Source organism: Glycomyces sp. NRRL B-16210 (assembly GCF_000719515.1).
Lineage (GTDB): Bacteria > Actinomycetota > Actinomycetes > Mycobacteriales > Micromonosporaceae > Glycomyces.
On the sequence record NZ_JOGR01000015.1, the window covers coordinates 33,579 to 50,863 of the forward strand.

Below are 17,285 nucleotides of genomic sequence, written 5' to 3' on the forward strand. Positions count from 1 at the left end.
TCGATGGTAGCCCCGCGGGCACACCCGCACTGACCGGCGAATAGGACCCAGGTCACGCCGCGAATCAGGCGTTCGCACACTACAAGGGCCGATTCCGCGAATCATTCCGAGGCCGTTTCACGGCCGAGTCCGCCATTCGGTCAATGGTGAACTCTTCTTGAGCACTCGGTGAACAAACAGGCCGATCGACCATCGGCTTGCCGCCAAGTGTCCGCGAAATGAACGAGTCGCCAACATGAGTTGTCGTTTACCCTGGTCAATGGCGTATAGCTCGTTATTGCTAATGTCGATTCCATTCTGATGAGCACACAACATCGAACCACTGAGGAGTCCATTGTGGCACCTGTTGCGCCCTCCGGCCCTCCGGTCGACCTCGTCGTGGTCGGCCAGGGCTATGTCGGCCTTCCGCTGGCGCAGGCCGCGACGGCCAAGGGCCTCAAGGTGGTCGGGCTCGACCGCTCGCAGACGGTGGTCGACGCCCTGAACGCCGGCTCCAGCCATATCGACGACATCGCGGACGCCGAGCTCGACCGGATGCTCCGCGGGGGCTTCACGGCCACCACGGACGCGTCGGTGCAGGCCCGCGCGAAGGCGATCGTCATCTGCGTGCCGACGCCGCTGGGCGAGGCCGGCGGGCCCGATCTGGCGGCCGTGATCGGCGCCGCGCACTCGGCGGGGCGGCATTTGCAGCGCGGGGCCCTGGTGGTCCTGGAGTCCACGACGTACCCGGGCACGACCGAGGAGGTCGTCGCGCCGATCCTGCGCGAGGAGTCGGGTCTGGTGCCGGGCGAGGACTTCCGCCTGGCGTTCTCCCCCGAGCGCGTCGACCCGGGGAACCCGGTCTACGGGATCGTGAACACCCCCAAGGTGGTCGGGGGCCTGACCCCGGAGTGCACCGCGGCGGCGAGGGACCTGTACGGCGCGTTCATCGACACCGTCGTGGAGGCCAAGGGCACTCGCGAGGCGGAGATGGCGAAGCTGCTGGAGAACACCTACCGGCACGTCAACATCGCGCTGGTGAACGAGATGGCGGTGTTCTGCCGCGAGCTGGGCGTGGACCTGTGGGACGCGATCGGGCTGGCGAAGACGAAGCCGTTCGGGTACCAGGCGTTCTATCCGGGGCCGGGCGTGGGCGGGCACTGCATTCCGATCGATCCGAACTACCTGTCGTACAAGGTGCGGACGCTCGGGTACCCGTTCCGTTTCGTGGAGCTGGCGCAGGAGATCAACAACCGGATGCCGGAGTACGTGGTGGGCCGGGCGATGGCGAAGCTGAACGGGGGCGGGCTCGCGCTGTCGCGCGCGCGGGTGCTGCTGCTCGGGGTGACGTACAAGCCCGACATCGCCGACCAGCGCGAGTCGCCTTCGACGCCGGTGGGCCGCAAGCTGATCGAGGCGGGCGCCGAGTTGGCGTACCACGATCCGCATGTGTCGAGCTGGTCGGTCGCGGGCCAGGAGGTGGAGCGGGTGACGGATCTGGCGACGGCGAAGGCCGATCTGATCGTGCTGTTGACGAACCACGCGGAGTACGCGCCGGAGTCGCTGCCGGCGGGGGTGCCGGTGCTGGACACGAGGGGCGCGCTGCGAGGCGCCGAAGGCGTCGAGGCCCTCTGAACCACCCCCGGGCAGTCCCCCGCCCTCCCAGGGGGGCGACCCCAGGCCAATTCTCCCGCGGGGGTCCGACAGAAAACCGTCGTTCTTACCGTCGTTAGGAGAATTGTCGCCCGAAAGAGTGAACGACCGCCGCGCACCTGCCGGTGCGCGGCGGTCGTCGGCTTCGCGGGGTTAGGCGACGGCGCGGGAGAACTTGCGGCTGGCCCACCAGACCAGGACCACCGCGAGGCCGCCGATGAAGACGGCCGCCTGCCAGATCGCGTCGGCGCCCAGGTCCCCGGAGAACAGGGAGCGGGCGGCCTCGACCGCGTAGTAGAACGGGTTGAAGTCGGCCACGTTCTGGAGCCAGGCCGGGGCCAGCGCCATCGGCAGCATGATGCCCGACAGCAGCATGATCGGCTGGACCACGGTGTTGAGCACCGGCGCGAGCGTGTCCTCGCTCTTGAGCACGATCGCCACCCCGTAGGAGAGCGCCCCGAGCATGAACGAGGTCAGGATGATGATCCCGAACATGAGGAACACCCCGGGCCAGTAGATCGTCAGGCCGCCGATCGGGGCGGCGAGGACCACGAGGATGAGCGCCTGGATGAGCGTGGTCGAGACCGTCGAGAGGGTGCGGCCGATGAGGAGGGCCACGCGGCTGACCGGGGTGACCCGCATCCGCTCGATGACCCCTTGGCGCAGTTCGGCGATGAGGCCGAAGCCGACGAAGGTGGAGCCGAACAGGGCCATCATGATGATCAGGCCCGGCACGAAGGTCTCCATGGCGCCGGCCTCGAAGCCGGGGGTGCCTTCGAGTCCGTTGAGCAGCGGGGCGAAGAGGATGAGGAAGTACAGCGGCTGGATGAGCATCACCACCAGCCACACCGGCTGCTTGAGGTTGAGCTTCATGGCCCGGGAGTAGACGAGCCAGGTGTCGCGCAGTGCCTTCATGTCAGTTCTCCTCCCGCAGCGAGCGGCCGGTCTGCTTCAGGAAGACGTCGTCGAGGCTGGGCCGGTGCAGCTCGATGGACGCGGGGGCGATGGACGCGGCGTCGAGGGCGCGCAGCAGCTCGGGCAGCGCGGCGGCCCCGTCGTCCACGTAGAGGCGCAGCACGGCGATGCCGGTGGCCGGGTCGGGTTCGCCCGCCTCGACCTCGCGGACGTAGGACTTGTCGCCCAGGAGGGTCCCGGCCTCGGCGGGCTGGTCGGTGATGCCGATGAGGACCACGTCGCCGGCGACGGCCTTCTTGAGTTCGAGGGGCGTGCCCTCGGCGACGATCTCGCCGTGGTCGATGATGGCGATCCGGTCGCACAGGGCGTCGGCCTCGTCGAGGTAGTGGGTGGTGAGGAAGACGGCGGTGCCCCTCTGGCGCAGGGCCCGCACCTCGTCCCACATGTGGGCGCGCGACTGCGGGTCGAGGCCGGTGGTGGGCTCGTCGAGGAAGAGGAGCCGGGGCTCGTGCATGACGCCGAGGGCGATGTCGAGGCGGCGCTTCTGGCCGCCGGAGTAGGTCTTGACCATGCGGTCGGCGAACTCGGTGAGCTGGAAGGCCTCGAGGACTACCTCGGCGCGGGCGGCGGAGTCCTTCTTGGACATGCCGTAGAGGCGGCCCTGCATGACCAGCTCGTCGCGGGCGGTGACCTCGCCCCAGGTGCCGCCCTCCTGGCCGACGAAGCCGATGTCGCGGCGGACGCCGCCGGGGTCGCGGGCCAGGTCGTGGCCGCAGACGCTCACCTTGCCCTCGGTGGGTTCGATGAGGGTGGAGAGCATTCGCATGGTGGTGGTCTTGCCGGCGCCGTTGGGGCCGAGGAGTCCGAAGATCTCCCCCTCCTTCACGGAGAGGTCGACGCCGCGGACGGCCTCGACCTCCTTGCCGCGGGACTTGAAGGTCTTCTTCAGCCCCTTGGTCTCGATGAGCATGTGTACCTCGCGGGTGGTGTCGTTCCAGGCCGTCTGTGGGCGGCCGGTTTCCTTGTTCAAGTTTGACTATAAATGATGCCTCGAGTGGGCCACAACCAGGTATAGGCGCGGCGTACCAATTGGTCAACAGGATAATATTCAGGCATGTGGAGCACGCGACTGCTAGTACTCGGCCTGGTCCGGTGGCTCGGACCCGTCCACGGCTACCTCGTCCGCCGCGAGCTCGACTCGTGGCGGATGCCCGGGACCTCCGTGGTGGGGGCCGGCTCGATCTACCACGCGCTCAAGCGCCTCACCGCCGACGGGCTCATCGAGGTCGTCGCCACCGAATCGGTGGACGACCGGCCCGCCCGCACCACCTACCGGATCACCGTCGCCGGGGAGACCGAGTTCCAGCGGCTCGTGCGCGAGAAGCTGTGGGAGGTCGGCGCGCCCGAGGACCCGTTCGCCGTCGCGTGGTCGTTCGCGCCCACGCTGAGCGGTTCGGAGAGCGCGGCGATGCTGCGGCAGCGCGCCGAGGTGCTCTACGGCAGGGCCGAGTCGCTCACGGTGCTCCTGGCCTCCACCGTGGGCGAGTACACCGAGGAGGACGCCGCCGCGTACACGCCCCCGCACGTGCGGGCCATGCTCAAGCGGCACGTGGACCTCACCGTGGTGGACGCCGAGTGGTGCGAGACCACCGCCGCGCGCATCGAGAGCGGCGAACTCGACCTCGGCGGCGAGCCCGGGCCCGCGGAGACCGAGCGATGGCGCGAGGCGATCCGCTCCGACGGCTTCCGGAACGAGGCCGTGCGCGAATGGAAGTCGACCTTCGAGTGACCGCGGGCGCGCCGCGGACCCGGCGGGCGCCTTCAGGGGCGAGGACCGCACCTGAACGATCGTTTGACAGATCACGCTAAAAAATCCACAAACCGTCTTGTGGAGAACCACCAAAGTTCGAGCGGTATATCCCGGTTCGACCGGGCCGGGGCCTTCGCCGTCCCTCCGGACCCGGAGACGGGACCACTACACTGCGGGACGTGCGCAAGGTATTGATCGCCAACCGCGGCGAGATCGCAGTGAGAGTCATCCGGGCATGCCGTGACGCCGGCTACGAGTCGGTCGCCGTCTACGCCGACGGTGACCGCGATGCTCCTCACACCCTCCTGGCCGACGAGGCGTTCGCGCTCGACGGCCTCACCGCCGCCGAGACCTACCTGCGGATCGACAAGCTGCTGCGGATCGCCGAGCGCAGCGAGGCGGACGCGGTGCATCCCGGCTACGGCTTCCTGTCCGAGAACGCCGAGTTCGCCCAGGCCGTCATCGACGCCGGGCTCACCTGGATCGGGCCCACCCCGCAGTCCATCAGGGACCTCGGCGACAAGGTCACCGCGCGCCACCTCGCCATGAAGGCGAACGTGCCGCTGGTGCCCGGCACCAAGGACCCGGTCAAGGACGCCTCCGAGATCCTCGCGTTCGCCGACGAGCACGGCCTGCCCGTCGCGATCAAGGCCGCCTTCGGCGGCGGCGGCCGCGGCCTCAAGGTCGCCCGGGAGCGCGAGGAGATCCCCGACCTGTTCGAGTCGGCCGTCCGCGAGGCCGAGGCCGCGTTCGGGCGCGGCGAGTGCTTCGTCGAGCGCTACCTCGACCGGCCCCGCCACGTCGAGGCGCAGGTCCTGGCCGACACGCACGGCAACGTCATCGTCGTCGGCACCCGCGACTGCTCGCTCCAGCGCCGCCACCAGAAGCTCGTGGAGGAGGCCCCCGCGCCGTTCCTCACCGACGAGCAGCGCGAGGTGATCCACAAGGCCGCCAAGGCCATCTGCAAGGAGTCGGACTACCACGGCGCGGGCACCGTCGAGTTCCTCGTCGCCGTCGACGGCACCATCTCCTTCCTCGAGGTGAACACCCGCCTCCAGGTCGAGCACCCCGTCTCCGAGGAGACCAGCGGGCTCGACCTCGTGCGCGAGCAGTTCCGCATCGCCTCCGGCGAGGCCGTCCCGATCGAGTCCGACCCCGAGCCGCGCGGGCACTCCATCGAGTTCCGCATCAACGGCGAGGACCCCGGCCGCGGGTTCCTGCCGGCCCCCGGCGCGGTCACGAAGCTGCGGCTCCCGGCCGGGCCGGGCGTGCGCGTGGACACCGGCATCGAGGAGGGCACCGTCATCGACGGGAACTTCGACTCGCTGCTGGCCAAGGTCATCGTCACCGCCCCCACCCGCGAGGAGGCCCTGCGCCGCTCGCGGCGGGCCCTCGCCGAGCTGGAGGTCGAGGGGATCGCCACGGTCATCCCCTTCCACCGCGCCGTCGTCGAGGACCCCGCGTTCGCCGAGGACTTCACGGTCCACACCCGGTGGATCGAGACCGAGTGGGACAACACGCTCGAACCGTTCGACGCCGCGGCCGCGGCGGGCGGCGAGGCCGAGGAGCGCGCGAACCTGGTCGTCGAGGTCGGCGGCAAGCGCCTCGAAGTGTCGATCCCGGCCGGCCTGCTCAACCCGGTCGCCTCGAACAAGCCGAAGAAGCGCGGGACCAAGAAGCGGTCCGACGCCGGGCCGGCCATCGGCGGCGACGGCCTGCCCTCGCCGATGCAGGGCACCATCGTCAAGGTCGCGGTCGCCGACGGCCAGACGGTCGTCAAGGGCGACACGATCGTGGTCCTGGAGGCCATGAAGATGGAGCAGCCCATCGAGGCGCACAAGTCCGGCACGGTCTCGGGGCTGGAGGTCGCCATCGGCGACGTCGTCGCCGCGGGTGCGCCGATCTGTCAGATCGCGGACTTACAACCGCGGCGCCGAGGGGGGACAATGGGCAGTGCTGTGCCCAACGACACAGGCATGGCCGCGACACAAGCACTGCTGCTCTCGACCGAATCCGGGTTAGGGTTCCCGGCGGCGGCCGAACGCCGCCGGACCCGACCGCCGAACCTCGCCGCCGCGCCCCGACCGCCGGACCGCGTCTGCCGGGGCCTAGGCCGCGGGGACCTCGACCACTCCCTACAGGGGGATCTGCCATGCGCTTCATCGACGGACATCCCGGCCACGACCTGACCTACTCCGACGTGTTCATGGTGCCGGGCCGCTCGTCGGTGTCCTCGCGACTCGACGTCGACCTGTCGAGCGCCGACGGCACCGGCAACTCCATCCCGATCATCGCCGCGAACATGACCGCCGTCTCGGGGCGGCGCATGGCCGAGACGCTCGCGCGCCGCGGCGCCATGGCCGTCATCCCCCAGGACATCCCCGTCGACGTCGTCGCCGACGTCATCGCGCGCGTCAAGTCCCGCCCGCTCGACTGCGACGCGGCCCTGACCCTGCCGCCGACCGCGACCGTCGCCGAGGCGATCGCGCTGTTCCCCAAGCGGGCGCACGGCGCGGTCATCGTCGTCGACTCCGAGCGGCGCCCGCTCGGCGTGGTCACCGAGGCCGACTGCCGCGGCGTCGACCGCTTCACGCAACTGGAGCAGGTCGCCTCCGACCGGCTCGTCACGCTGCCGCTGGGCGTCTCCGACGCCGAGGCCTTCCGGACCCTGGAGGCGGCCAACGTCAAACTCGCGCCCGTGCTCGACGGCGACACCCTCCACGGCGTGCTCACCCGGGCCGGCGCGCTGCGCAACACCATCTACCGGCCCAACACCGACGCGGACGGCAGGCTGCGGATCGCGGTCGCGATCGGCATCAACGGAGACGTGAGCGGCAAGGCCGCCGCCCTGGTCGAGGCCGGGGCCGACGTGATCGTCGTCGACACCGCCCACGGGCACCAGGAGCGGATGCTGGACGCGCTCAAGGTCGTGCGCGACGCCGCGCCGGACCTGCCGATCGCCGCCGGCAACGTCGTCACCGCCGAGGGCGCGACGGACCTGATCGAGGCCGGCGCCGACATCGTCAAGGTCGGCGTGGGCCCGGGCGCGATGTGCACGACCCGGATGATGACCGGGGTGGGCCGCCCGCAGTTCTCGGCGGTCCTCGAATGCGCCGCGACCGCCAGGCGGCTCGGCAGGCACGTGTGGGCCGACGGCGGCGTGCGCCACCCCAGGGACGTGGCGCTCGCGCTCGCCGCGGGGGCCTCGAACGTCATGATCGGCTCGTGGTTCGCCGGGACCCACGAATCGCCCGGCGACATGCACTACGACGCGGACGGCAAGCCGTACAAGGAGTCCTTCGGGATGGCCTCGGCGCGCGCGGTCAAGGCCCGCAGCGCCGCCGAGTCCTCGTTCGAGCAGGCCCGCAAGGGACTGTTCGAGGAGGGCATCTCGACGGGGCGGATGTACCTGGACCCGAAGCGGCCCGGGGTCGAGGACCTCCTCGACTCGATCGTGGCCGGGGTGCGATCGGCCGCGACGTACGCGGGGGCGACGAACCTCGAGGAGTTCCACGAGCGGGCCGCCGTCGGCGTCCAGTCCGCGGCCGGCTACACCGAAGGCGCCCCCGTCCCCAGTTCCTGGTAGCCGCAAGAGCAGAGACGCCGCGGGCCGCAGACGATGTCTGCGGCCCGCGGCGTCTCGTCCGGTGCCCGCCCTGGACGGTCTCGTGTGGACCGTCCTCAATTGCCCGAACCGCCTTCGCGGCAGGGCGTTCTCGGATAGCTTCGCTCTGTATTCGGCCCCGCTCTCCGGGGCCCTTGCCCGAGCGGACCCGACCGGTGGAAGTCGACGGTCCGCGAGCCAGGATCGAAGGAGCTCCAGTGAAACGTACTGCCATGTTCGCGGCCGGTTCGATGATGCTCGCCGCCGCCCTCGCCGCGCTGCCCGCCGGCGCCGGTGCGGCCGAAGAGAAGAAGGTCATGCTGTTCAACGCGCCGATGACGAGCAACGGCGAGGACGTGCCCGCCGCGGCGCTCTCCCTCGGCGCGTGCCTGACCGGCGCGAGCGACCCGGTCGGGATCAACGGCTTCGGCTCCTGCGCCGACCAGGCCGAAGGGGACGTCCCCGAATCGGGCAAGGTCCCCGGGTACCTCCAGCTCACCGACGCGAGCACGATCAACACCGGCGCCGCGATCCTCAACCAGGCGCTGCCGAACGAAGGCGGCATCGAGGTCACCTTCGCCCAGTACCAGTACGGCGGCACCGGCGCGGACGGCATCTCGTTCTTCCTCGTCGACGGCGAGACCGACCTCACCGAGGCCGGGGCCTTCGGCGGGAGCCTCGGCTACGCCCAGCACGGCGACCTCCCCGGCGTCGACGGCGCCTACCTCGGCCTGGGACTGGACGCGTGGGGCAACTTCTCGGCCGACACCGAGGGCCGCGGCAACGGCTGCCCCGAGGAGTACCGCGCGCCCGAGCAGTTGCAGGTCCCCTTCAACCGCGCCCCCGACAACGTGGTCCTGCGCGGGCCGGGACAGGGCACCGAGGGCTACTGCCTGCTGGCGTCCACCGCCACCGACGAGGTCGTCGGCACCGCCGGGGACGGCGAGCTGTACGGGTCGCCGCTGGCCGCGAGCCTGCGCGCCGACACCCTCGACGAGAGCAAGCGGAAGGTGAAGCTCAAGGTCACCGAGGGCACGCACCCGAAGGTCACCGTCGACATCGACTTCCTCGACGGCGACGGCTGGCACCGGGTCCTGGAGACCGAGATGCCCTTCGAGGCGCCCGACACCTTCAAGATCGGCTTCGCGGCCTCGACCGGCGGGGCCACCGACGTCCACCTCATCCGCCACCTGCGGGTCGAGACCTTCGAGTAGAAGACGACGAGTGCGGGCCCGCGGTGATCACCGCGGGCCCGCACTCGTTCACGCTCAGAACTCCATGAGCTGGCGGGCAGCCTCGGCGACCGATCCCGACAGCGACGGGTAGATGGTGAAGGCCCGCGCGACCTGCTCGACGGTGAGGCGCTGCTCCACCGCGAGCGCGACCGGCGCGATGAGCTCGGAGGCCCGCGAGCCGACGATGACGCCGCCGGCGACGATGCCCGAGGAGTTCCACGCGAAGAGCTTCACGAAGCCCTCGGTGCGGTCGACCATCTTGGCGCGCGGGTTGGACGCGAACGGCAGGAGCACCGCGCGGCAGTCCACCTTCCGCGAGTCCACGTCGGCCTGGGTGACGCCGACCGAGGCGAGCTCGGGGTCGGTGAACACGTTCGCGGCCACGTGCGGGAGCTTGATGGGGCGCACGGCCTCGCCGAGGGCGTGCCAGATCGCGATGCGGCCCTGCATGGCCGCGACCGACGCCAGGGCGTGGACGCCGGTGACGTCGCCGGCGGCGTACACGCCGGGCACGTTGGTGCGGGAGACCTTGTCCACGGGGATGAACCCGCGGTCGTCCACTTTGACGCCGTAGGCGTGGAGGCCGAGGTTGTCGGAGTTGGGGATCGAGCCGACGCAGATGAGGGCGTGGCTGCCCTCCACGACGGTGCCGTCGTCGAGTTCGACCTCGACGCCCGATTCGGTGCGGCGGGCGGCGGCGGCCCGGGAGTGGTTGCGCACGTCCATGCCGCGGCGCACGAAGACGCGCCCGACGGTCTCGGCGGCCTCGGCGTCCTCGTGGGGCATGACGCGGTCGCGCGAGGAGATGAGGGTGACGTTCGATCCCATCGCGAGGTAGGCGGAGGCGAACTCGGCGCCGGTGACGCCCGAGCCGACGACGATGAGGTGCTCGGGCAGCTCCTTGAGGTCGTAGAGCTGGCGCCAGGTGAGGATGCGCTCGCCGTCGACGGGGGCGGAGGTGAGGGTGCGGGGGGTGGCGCCGGTGGCGATGAGGACGACGTCGGCGTCGGCGTCGTAGGGCTCGCCTTCGAGCGGGACGACGTGGAGTTCGTGCACGTAGTTGTAGGCCTGGTCGACGCGGAGGGCGCCGCGCCCGTAGACGATCTCGACGCCGGCGTCGACGAGCTTCTGCGCGATGTCGGCCGACTGCTGGGTGGCGAGGCGGCGCACCCGGCCGTTGACGGCCCCGGGGTCGGCCGTGGCCTCCTTGGTGCCGATGCCGAGCTCGCTGGACTCGCGGATCTCGGTGAGGACGGCGGAGGCGGCGATGAAGGTCTTGGAAGGGACGCAGTCGGAGAGGACGCAGGCGCCGCCCGCCCCGGTGGCCTCGATGAGGGAGACCTCAGCGCCGAGCTGGGCCGCCACGAGGGCGGCCTCGTACCCGGCCGGGCCTCCGCCGATGATCGCTACTCGTGTCACGGGGCGCGCCTTTCGGTGTTCGGGATGCTTCAGTGCGGGCTGGTTTAAGGGTATCTTCGAGTCGTGCATCTCTATGCCGCGTATGGCTCGAATCTCGACCCCGCACGCATGCGTGCGACCTGCCCGCGCTCGCCGTTGGTGGGCACGGGCTGGCTGGAGGGCTGGCGACTGACGTTCGCCGGCGCTGACCTGGGCTGGGAGTCGGCGGTCGCGACCGTCGTCGAGGCCCCCGGCGAACGGGTCTTCGTGTCGCTCTACGACCTCGACCCGGCCGACCGCCAAGTGCTCGACGAGCTGGAGGGCCTGAACTCGGGGCTCTACCGGAGGATGAACACGCAGGCGGCGACGCTGGAGGCGAACCGCCAAGTGTGGCTGTACGTCTTCGACGGCTTCGAGGGCGGGCTGCCGAGCCAGTGGTACCTCGACGAGATCATGCGTGCGGCCGAAGCCGGTGGCGCGCCGCAGGATTACGTGGAAGCCCTGCGCAAGCGCCCCACCGCCGAATAGCGACGGTCGCAGACCGGAGGCGCTGAGACAGTCGGCGGCACTGCGACACGTAGGCGGCGCTGCAAAGACGCACCACGCGAACGGTGCGAGAGCCGAACGACATGCGGCACGGGCGGTCCCGACGCCGGGCCACGCACCGTACTCGCGGTGCAGAAACCGAGCGACGCGCCTGCCCCTGCGGCAACGGACCACGCTGGGCGACGCACCCCACTCGCGGTGTTGAGGCCGAGCGACGCGCCTGACCCTGGAGCAACGCACCACACTGGGCGACGCATCGCACTCGCGGTGCTGAGGCCGAGCGACACGCCTGACCCTGCGGCAACGCACCTGCGCTGAGTCCCGTGTCGGCGGAATCCCGTGTCGGGCGCGTTCGACGCGCTTCCGGTTCAGCGGCGCCCTGTGGACGCGCTGGGTCCTTCTGCGGCAGCGCTATTCGCGACCTGGCCTCATGTCAAGGGCCCGTGTCGGTCCTGCGCGCTACGGTCGTGTCGGGGTGCTTGCGATGTCCGATTTGCCCGGACACTCCGTTCACGTTTTTTCTTCCCCGCTTCACGGTTGCGGGGGAGGCGCTTCGCGCCTCCCCCGCAACCGTTCGCCGAAGCTCAGAACGCCGGGTTCACCGAAGCGGCCAGGACCGTGTGGGTCATGACGCGGACGCCGTGCCCGAGGGCGCGCTCGTCGATGTCGAAGTTGCCCTGGTGGATGTCGAGGCGCTCACCGGGGCGGCCGACGCCGAGGCGCGCCATCGCCCCGGGCACCTGCTCCAGGTAGTACGCGAAGTCCTCGCCGCCCATGGACATCGGCGCCTCGGCCACGGCGCCCTCGCCGAGCGCGGCGGCCGTCGCGCCGGCGAGCATCGCCGACGCGGAGCGGTCGTTGACCACCGGCGGCACGCCGCGGCGGTACTCGATCTCGCATTCGACGCCGGAGGCGCGGGCCACCGACCGCGTCACCTCCTGCACCAGGTCCGGGATCATCTCCCAGGTCTCGCGCCCGTGCACGCGCACCGTGGCGCGCGCGAGCGCCTCCTGCGGGATCGCGTTCGCGGCCTCCCCGGCCTGCACCGCCCCGAAGACGATCGCGACCGACTGCCTCGGGTCCAGGCGCCGGTTCACCAGCGCGGGCACGTCGACCACGACGCGCCCGATGGCGGTCACCAGGTCGGAGGTCAGGTGCGGGCGGGAGGTGTGCCCGCCGCGGCCCTGCATGCGGACCTCCATCACGTCGCACGCGGCCGTGAGCGGCCCGTTTCGCACGCCGACCTGCCCGACCTCGAACTGCGGGTCGCAGTGGAACGCGAAGATCGCGTCGACGCCGGTGAGCGCCCCGTACTTGATCATCGTGGGCGCGCCCGAGGGGAACTGCTCCTCGGACGGCTGGAAGACCAGGCGGAAGCGCCCCGGCAGGCCCTCGCGGCGTTCGAGGTCGGCGAGGACGCGGCCGACGCCGAGGAGCATCGCGGTGTGGGCGTCGTGCCCGCACGCGTGGCACACCCCGTCGACCGTGGAGCGGTACGGGACCGGCTTCGGGTCGTGGATCGGGAGGGCGTCCATGTCGGCGCGGATCGCGATGATCCGGTCACCGGTGCCGATGTCGCAGGTCAGGCCCGTTCCGTCGGGGATGAGGCGCGGCTGGAGGCCCGCTTCGACCAGGCGCGCGGCCACGAAGTCCGCGGTGTCGTGCTCTTGGCGCGACAGGCGCGGGTTGGCGTGGATGTGGCGCCTGACGGCGACGATCTCCTCCTCGTGCGCTGCGAGCCAGCCGTCGAGGAAATCGGGCAGCGATGTGGGCATGGCCTGCGGCTCCATTGCGGTCTGGCCGGATGCTGTGTCTCCAACAGCCTTATCGAGAGTGGGCAGTGCGGCCGGTACCACGAGACACGATTCGGGCGCGATCGCACTCGGCAGCGGCTCATTGGATTTCGTGGCGGTACCCATCTCGACGACTTTCTCCGCAGTGAGCGTGTACATTTCTTCGCGCCTCGCAATTCGCGTTCGAGGATCAAAGCCAATGGAAGGCGATTGGGCAAGCTTAATCCGATCGCACTCCGTTGCGGTCAGCGCCGTGATCTGCGACGCCCGCCGTCCGAACCCGGGCGGGACCAGCTTTTGGTCCGCGAATCGCACCGAGGCTTTTCCCGCCCATGGGTCACGGCCGCACGACCGGCGGTTACGGCCTCGCGGCCGAACCCGCCGTCATGAGGCATAACGCTTGCCAGAGCGATAAGTTACGGCCGAAACCCGATTTTTCGACCGGACCGCGTTCTGTTCGCGATTGGTGACGCTCCCGTCGAACAGTGTTTACCCGCTGACCGAATGCGGCGACAGACGCCTTGTGCGCTTCGCCTCTCGGTGACCATTCGGTCACCAGTTGTCGGTCGGCGTGTACCGGCCCCATTCGGCGGCGAGGGCGGTGCAGACTTCGCCCACGGTCGCTCCGGCCGCGAGTGCCGTTTTGAGTGGATAGAGCACATTGTCGGTTCCGGTCGCGGCAGCGCGCAGTGCTTCGAGTGCGCTTTCGACCGCACTCGAATCGCGGCCGGCGCGATGCGAAGTGAGCCGCCGGACCTGCGCGGACTCGATCGCGGGGTCCACTTTGAGCGGTTTATACGGCGCGTCGTCCCCATTGAGGACGTACTTGTTGACGCCGACGACGATCTGCTCCCCCGCGTCGATCCGCTTGGCCGTGGCATAGGCGCTGCGCTCGATCTCGCTCTTCTGGAAGCCCTCCTCGATCGCGGCGACGGCCGAGCCGTGCGCGAAGACCGCGTCGATGAGCCGCAGCGCCTCGGCCTCGATCTCGTCGGTGAGGCTCTCGACGGCGTAGGAGCCGGCGAAGGGGTCGACGGTCTGGGTCAGGTCGGTCTCGGCGGCGATGACCTGCTGGGTGCGCAGCGCCAATCGCGCCGAGGCGTCCGTGGGCAGCGCGATGGCCTCGTCGTAGGCGTTGGTGTGCAGCGACTGGGTGCCGCCGAGGACGGCGGCGATCGCCTGGACGGTGACGCGGGCGAGGTTCACCTCCGGCTGTTGGGCGGTGAGCTCGACCCCCGCGGTCTGGGTGTGGAACCGCAGCTTCATCGAGCGGGGGTCCTTCGCGCCGAAGCGATCGCGCATGATGCGGGCCCAGATGCGGCGCGCGGCGCGGAACTTCGCGACCTCGGAGAGCAGGGCCGAGCGGGCCACGAAGAAGAAGGACAGGCGCGGGGCGAAGGCGTCCACTTCGAGGCCGGCGGCCAGGGCGCACTCGACGTACTCGATGCCGTCGGCGAGGGTGAACGCGAGCTCCTGCGCGGGCGTGGCCCCGGCCTCGGCCATGTGGTAGCCGGAGATGGAGATGGTGTTCCACTGCGGCAGTTCGGCGGCGCAGTAGGCGAAGGTGTCGCTGACCAGGCGCAGGGAGGGCACGGGCGGGAAGATGTAGGTCCCGCGGGCGATGTACTCCTTGAGGATGTCGTTCTGGATCGTGCCGCGCAGGGCGGCGGGTCCGACGCCCTGCTCCTCGGCGACGAGCTGGTAGAGCAGCAGCAGGACCGCGGCGGGCGCGTTGATGGTCATGGAGGTGGAGACCTCGTCGAGGGGGATCCCGTCGAACAGGACCCGCATGTCGGCGAGGGAGTCGATGGCGACGCCGACCTTGCCGACCTCGCCGAGGGCCTCGGGGGCGTCGGAGTCGTAGCCCATCTGGGTGGGCAGGTCGAAGGCGACCGAGAGCCCGGTGGTCCCGGCCGCGAGGAGGTCCCGGTAGCGGCGGTTGGACTCGGCGGCGGAGGCGAACCCGGCGTACTGGCGCATCGTCCAGGGCCGGGAGGTGTACATGGTGGGGTGGACGCCGCGGGTGTAGGGGAAGGACCCGGGTTCGCCGAGTCGCTCCGGAAGGCCGGGGGCGGTGTCGTCGGGTCCGTAGACGGTTCGGATCTCGAACCCGTCCCGGCCTTGCGGTGGCGGCTGCATGGCTGCCATCCTAGGTGTTGAACTGCGTCTTCGGGTAGTCCAGGTGGTCTCGTCGAGGGCGCCGCCGAGCCCCGGGGCCGAGACCGCTTACGTCGTCGTCCGTGACCTGTTACGCATCCCCGGTTCCACACCTGTGGCCGGGACGCGGCAGACTAGTGGGGATCCTTCGCGAGGAGTGGCGGTATGACGTACTCATCTGACTACGGTCGCGGTGGTCCCGGCGCGTATGAGGACCCCCGCCCCGGCGCGGTGCCGACTCCGCGCAGTTCGCCTGAGGCCCCAGGGGCCCAGGGACATTACGGTTCAGGGTACGGCTCCGAGCCCGCCGGGGGCGATCCGCATCCCTCGTTCGGCGCGAGGTTCGCCGGGTCCGATCCGCACCCGGGCGCCTACGGGCGCGGCTACGAGACCTCCTCGGCGTACGACGCCGCGGCGGGCCCCTCGGGGGCGTACAACCGCTCCCCCTACGGCGGGGACTCGTACGGCGACTCCTCGTACCGGCACAGCTCCTCCTACGGCAATTACGGCAACCTCGGGCAGAGCTTCGCGGTCGGCGAGGACCAGGGGCAGCGCCCGTTCGGGCCGGGGGCCGGGGCCAACCGGGCCGGTCCCGGCGACCTGGTCGCCGAGCGGTACCAGCTGGTGGACCTGGTCGGCAAGGGCGGCAACGGCTCGGTGTGGCGCGCGACGGACATGGTGCTGCGCCGGGAGGTGGCCCTCAAAGAGGTGTTCCTGCCGCCGGACCTGCCGCCGCAGGAGCGCGCCCAGCTCATCGACCGCTCGCGCCGGGAGGCGCAGATCGCGGCGGGGCTCTCGCATCCGGCGGTCATCCGCGTGTTCGACGTGGTCGAGCACCTGGGGCTGCCGTGGATCGTCATGGAGCTGCTCCAGGCGCGGAGCCTGGCGGAGATCCTGACGCAGGACGGGCCGCTCCAGCCGCGCGTGGCCGCGAAGATCGGCCTGGCGCTGGTCGGGGCGTTGCAGGCGGCGCACGACGCGGGGATCATCCACCGGGACGTCAAGCCCGGCAACGTGCTCATCTCGACCGACGGGCGCTGCGTCCTGTCGGATTTCGGCGCCGCCCAGATGCACCAGGTCTCGGGCGGGACGACCCCGGGCAAGGTCCTGGGCTCGGCGCACTACATCGCGCCCGAGCGGGCGGTCGGACATCCGGCCGAACCCGCCAGCGACGTGTTCAGCCTCGGCGTGACCCTGTACGCGGCGGTCGAGGGGCGGCCGCCGTTCGACCGGGGCGACGCGGTCTCGACGATGCGCGCGGTCGTGCAGGAGCCGCCGGAGAACCCGCGGCACGCCGGGCTGCTGACGCCGCTGCTCGGCGGGATGCTCGCGAAGGACCCCCAGCAGCGCGCCTCGCTTCCCGAAGTGCGCCAAGAACTCTCGTCGCTGCTCGCCGGTCCGCTGGGTGGCACCGGCGGCATGCAGCAGTACCGGGGCGGCAGCCCTTCGGCGGCGCACCAGGAGGTCTCGCCGCCGCGAACGGGCGCGCGCCCGCGCGTGGACGAACCCGAGCCTGAGCCGGAGACGAACCGCTGGAAGTCCGGGTCGGCCATCGCCATCTGCGTGCTGCTCGTGCTCGTGCTCGGCTGGGGCGTCTACAAGTGGCAGTTCTCCGGCGACGGCGGCGAGGCCGGCGGGGAGGACCCGACCCTGGCCGAGGAGACCACCGGCGAGGAGGACCCGCCCGACGGCGGCGGGGACGACGGCGGCGAGGATGAGAGCAGCGCCCCGTTCGAGACCGCGACGTACAGCGGCAGCGGCTTCAGCGTGAACCACCCCGCCGACTGGCCCGAGGGCATGGCCGGCGACGACTACGTCTCGTTCTACAACCCGCAGGACGAGACCCAGTGGGTGCGGTTCTACGGCGGCTCCGACCGCGGCGCGGGCAACCCCGAGGGCTACCTGGGCGACTACTGGAACGGGCTGCCGGGCGAGATGACCGACCTGGTCCAGGTACGGCTCGAGGACGTCGTGATCGGCGGCCTCAGCGGCACGGTCCTGGAGTACACCGGGACGAACCTCGACGACGTCGGGGCCGAGCGGCACTCGATCTGGGCCATCGTGGACGCCGGGGACGGGACGACTTTCGGGATCTTCATCTCAGGGGACGCCGACGCCTGGGAGCTGTCGCAGCAGGTCTACCAGGAGGCCGTGGCCTCGTTCCAGACCGGCTGAGGCCACACGGCCCGCAAGAG

12 protein-coding genes are annotated in these 17,285 nt (G+C 70.8%); 7 read left to right on the top strand and 5 right to left on the bottom strand.

Features of this window, described 5'->3' with window-relative positions:
* Positions 1 to 336: 336 nt before the first annotated feature.
* A complete protein-coding gene (locus tag IF12_RS0120730; protein ID WP_035749863.1) occupies positions 337 to 1,614 on the top strand; it encodes a nucleotide sugar dehydrogenase in 1,278 nt (425 codons plus the stop codon).
* Positions 1,615 to 1,785: 171 nt separating this feature from the next.
* On the opposite strand, the gene IF12_RS0120735 is transcribed toward IF12_RS0120730, so the two are convergent.
* Together IF12_RS0120735 and IF12_RS0120740 are read right to left on the bottom strand one after the other, a co-directional pair.
* A complete protein-coding gene (locus tag IF12_RS0120735; RefSeq protein ID WP_030161894.1) occupies positions 1,786 to 2,547 on the bottom strand; it encodes an ABC transporter permease in 762 nt (253 codons plus the stop codon).
* Position 2,548: 1 nt separating this feature from the next.
* Positions 2,549 to 3,517, bottom strand: coding sequence for a daunorubicin resistance protein DrrA family ABC transporter ATP-binding protein (locus IF12_RS0120740; protein ID WP_030161896.1), 969 nt, complete (start codon positions 3,515 to 3,517; stop codon positions 2,549 to 2,551).
* A 144-nt stretch (positions 3,518 to 3,661) separates the two neighbouring features.
* Between IF12_RS0120740 and IF12_RS24450 the strand changes: the two genes are divergently transcribed.
* The 4 genes from IF12_RS24450 to IF12_RS0120760 all read left to right on the top strand — a co-directional run bounded on the left by IF12_RS24450 (position 3,662) and on the right by IF12_RS0120760 (position 9,175).
* Positions 3,662 to 4,336, top strand: coding sequence for a PadR family transcriptional regulator (locus IF12_RS24450; RefSeq protein WP_051704694.1), 675 nt, complete (start codon positions 3,662 to 3,664; stop codon positions 4,334 to 4,336).
* 200 nt (positions 4,337 to 4,536) lie between these two features.
* A complete protein-coding gene (locus IF12_RS0120750) occupies positions 4,537 to 6,546 on the top strand; it encodes a biotin carboxylase N-terminal domain-containing protein (RefSeq protein WP_081913808.1) in 2,010 nt (669 codons plus the stop codon).
* Positions 6,510 to 7,943 (top strand): GuaB1 family IMP dehydrogenase-related protein, encoded by a 1,434-nt coding sequence (locus IF12_RS0120755; protein ID WP_030161902.1) that lies wholly within the window; start codon positions 6,510 to 6,512, stop codon positions 7,941 to 7,943. The genes IF12_RS0120750 and IF12_RS0120755 overlap by 37 nt, the downstream gene beginning before the upstream one ends.
* 236 nt (positions 7,944 to 8,179) lie before the next feature.
* Positions 8,180 to 9,175 carry a hypothetical protein gene (locus IF12_RS0120760; protein ID WP_133884432.1) on the top strand — a complete coding sequence of 332 codons (996 nt, stop codon included), beginning with the start codon at positions 8,180 to 8,182 and terminating at the stop codon, positions 9,173 to 9,175.
* A gap of 54 nt (positions 9,176 to 9,229) precedes the next feature.
* On the opposite strand, the gene IF12_RS0120765 is transcribed toward IF12_RS0120760, so the two are convergent.
* Positions 9,230 to 10,615 (bottom strand): NAD(P)H-quinone dehydrogenase, encoded by a 1,386-nt coding sequence (locus tag IF12_RS0120765; RefSeq protein ID WP_030161906.1) that lies wholly within the window; start codon positions 10,613 to 10,615, stop codon positions 9,230 to 9,232.
* Positions 10,616 to 10,678: 63 nt separating this feature from the next.
* Here IF12_RS0120765 and IF12_RS0120770 point away from each other — a divergent pair, with 63 nt between their 5' ends.
* Positions 10,679 to 11,122, top strand: a complete 444-nt coding sequence (locus IF12_RS0120770; protein WP_030161908.1) for a gamma-glutamylcyclotransferase family protein — start codon at positions 10,679 to 10,681, stop codon at positions 11,120 to 11,122.
* Between the two features lie 602 nt (positions 11,123 to 11,724).
* On the opposite strand, the gene IF12_RS0120775 is transcribed toward IF12_RS0120770, so the two are convergent.
* Positions 11,725 to 12,915, bottom strand: coding sequence for an amidohydrolase (locus IF12_RS0120775; protein ID WP_035749886.1), 1,191 nt, complete (start codon positions 12,913 to 12,915; stop codon positions 11,725 to 11,727).
* A 570-nt stretch (positions 12,916 to 13,485) separates the two neighbouring features.
* Complete coding sequence (locus IF12_RS0120780) at positions 13,486 to 15,072, bottom strand: methylmalonyl-CoA mutase (protein WP_030161912.1); 1,587 nt, start codon at positions 15,070 to 15,072, stop codon at positions 13,486 to 13,488.
* 183 nt (positions 15,073 to 15,255) lie between these two features.
* Between IF12_RS0120780 and IF12_RS24455 the strand changes: the two genes are divergently transcribed.
* On the top strand, positions 15,256 to 17,265 hold the full coding sequence (locus tag IF12_RS24455; RefSeq protein WP_081913809.1) for a protein kinase: 2,010 nt from the start codon (positions 15,256 to 15,258) through the stop codon (positions 17,263 to 17,265).
* Positions 17,266 to 17,285: the final 20 nt, after the last annotated feature.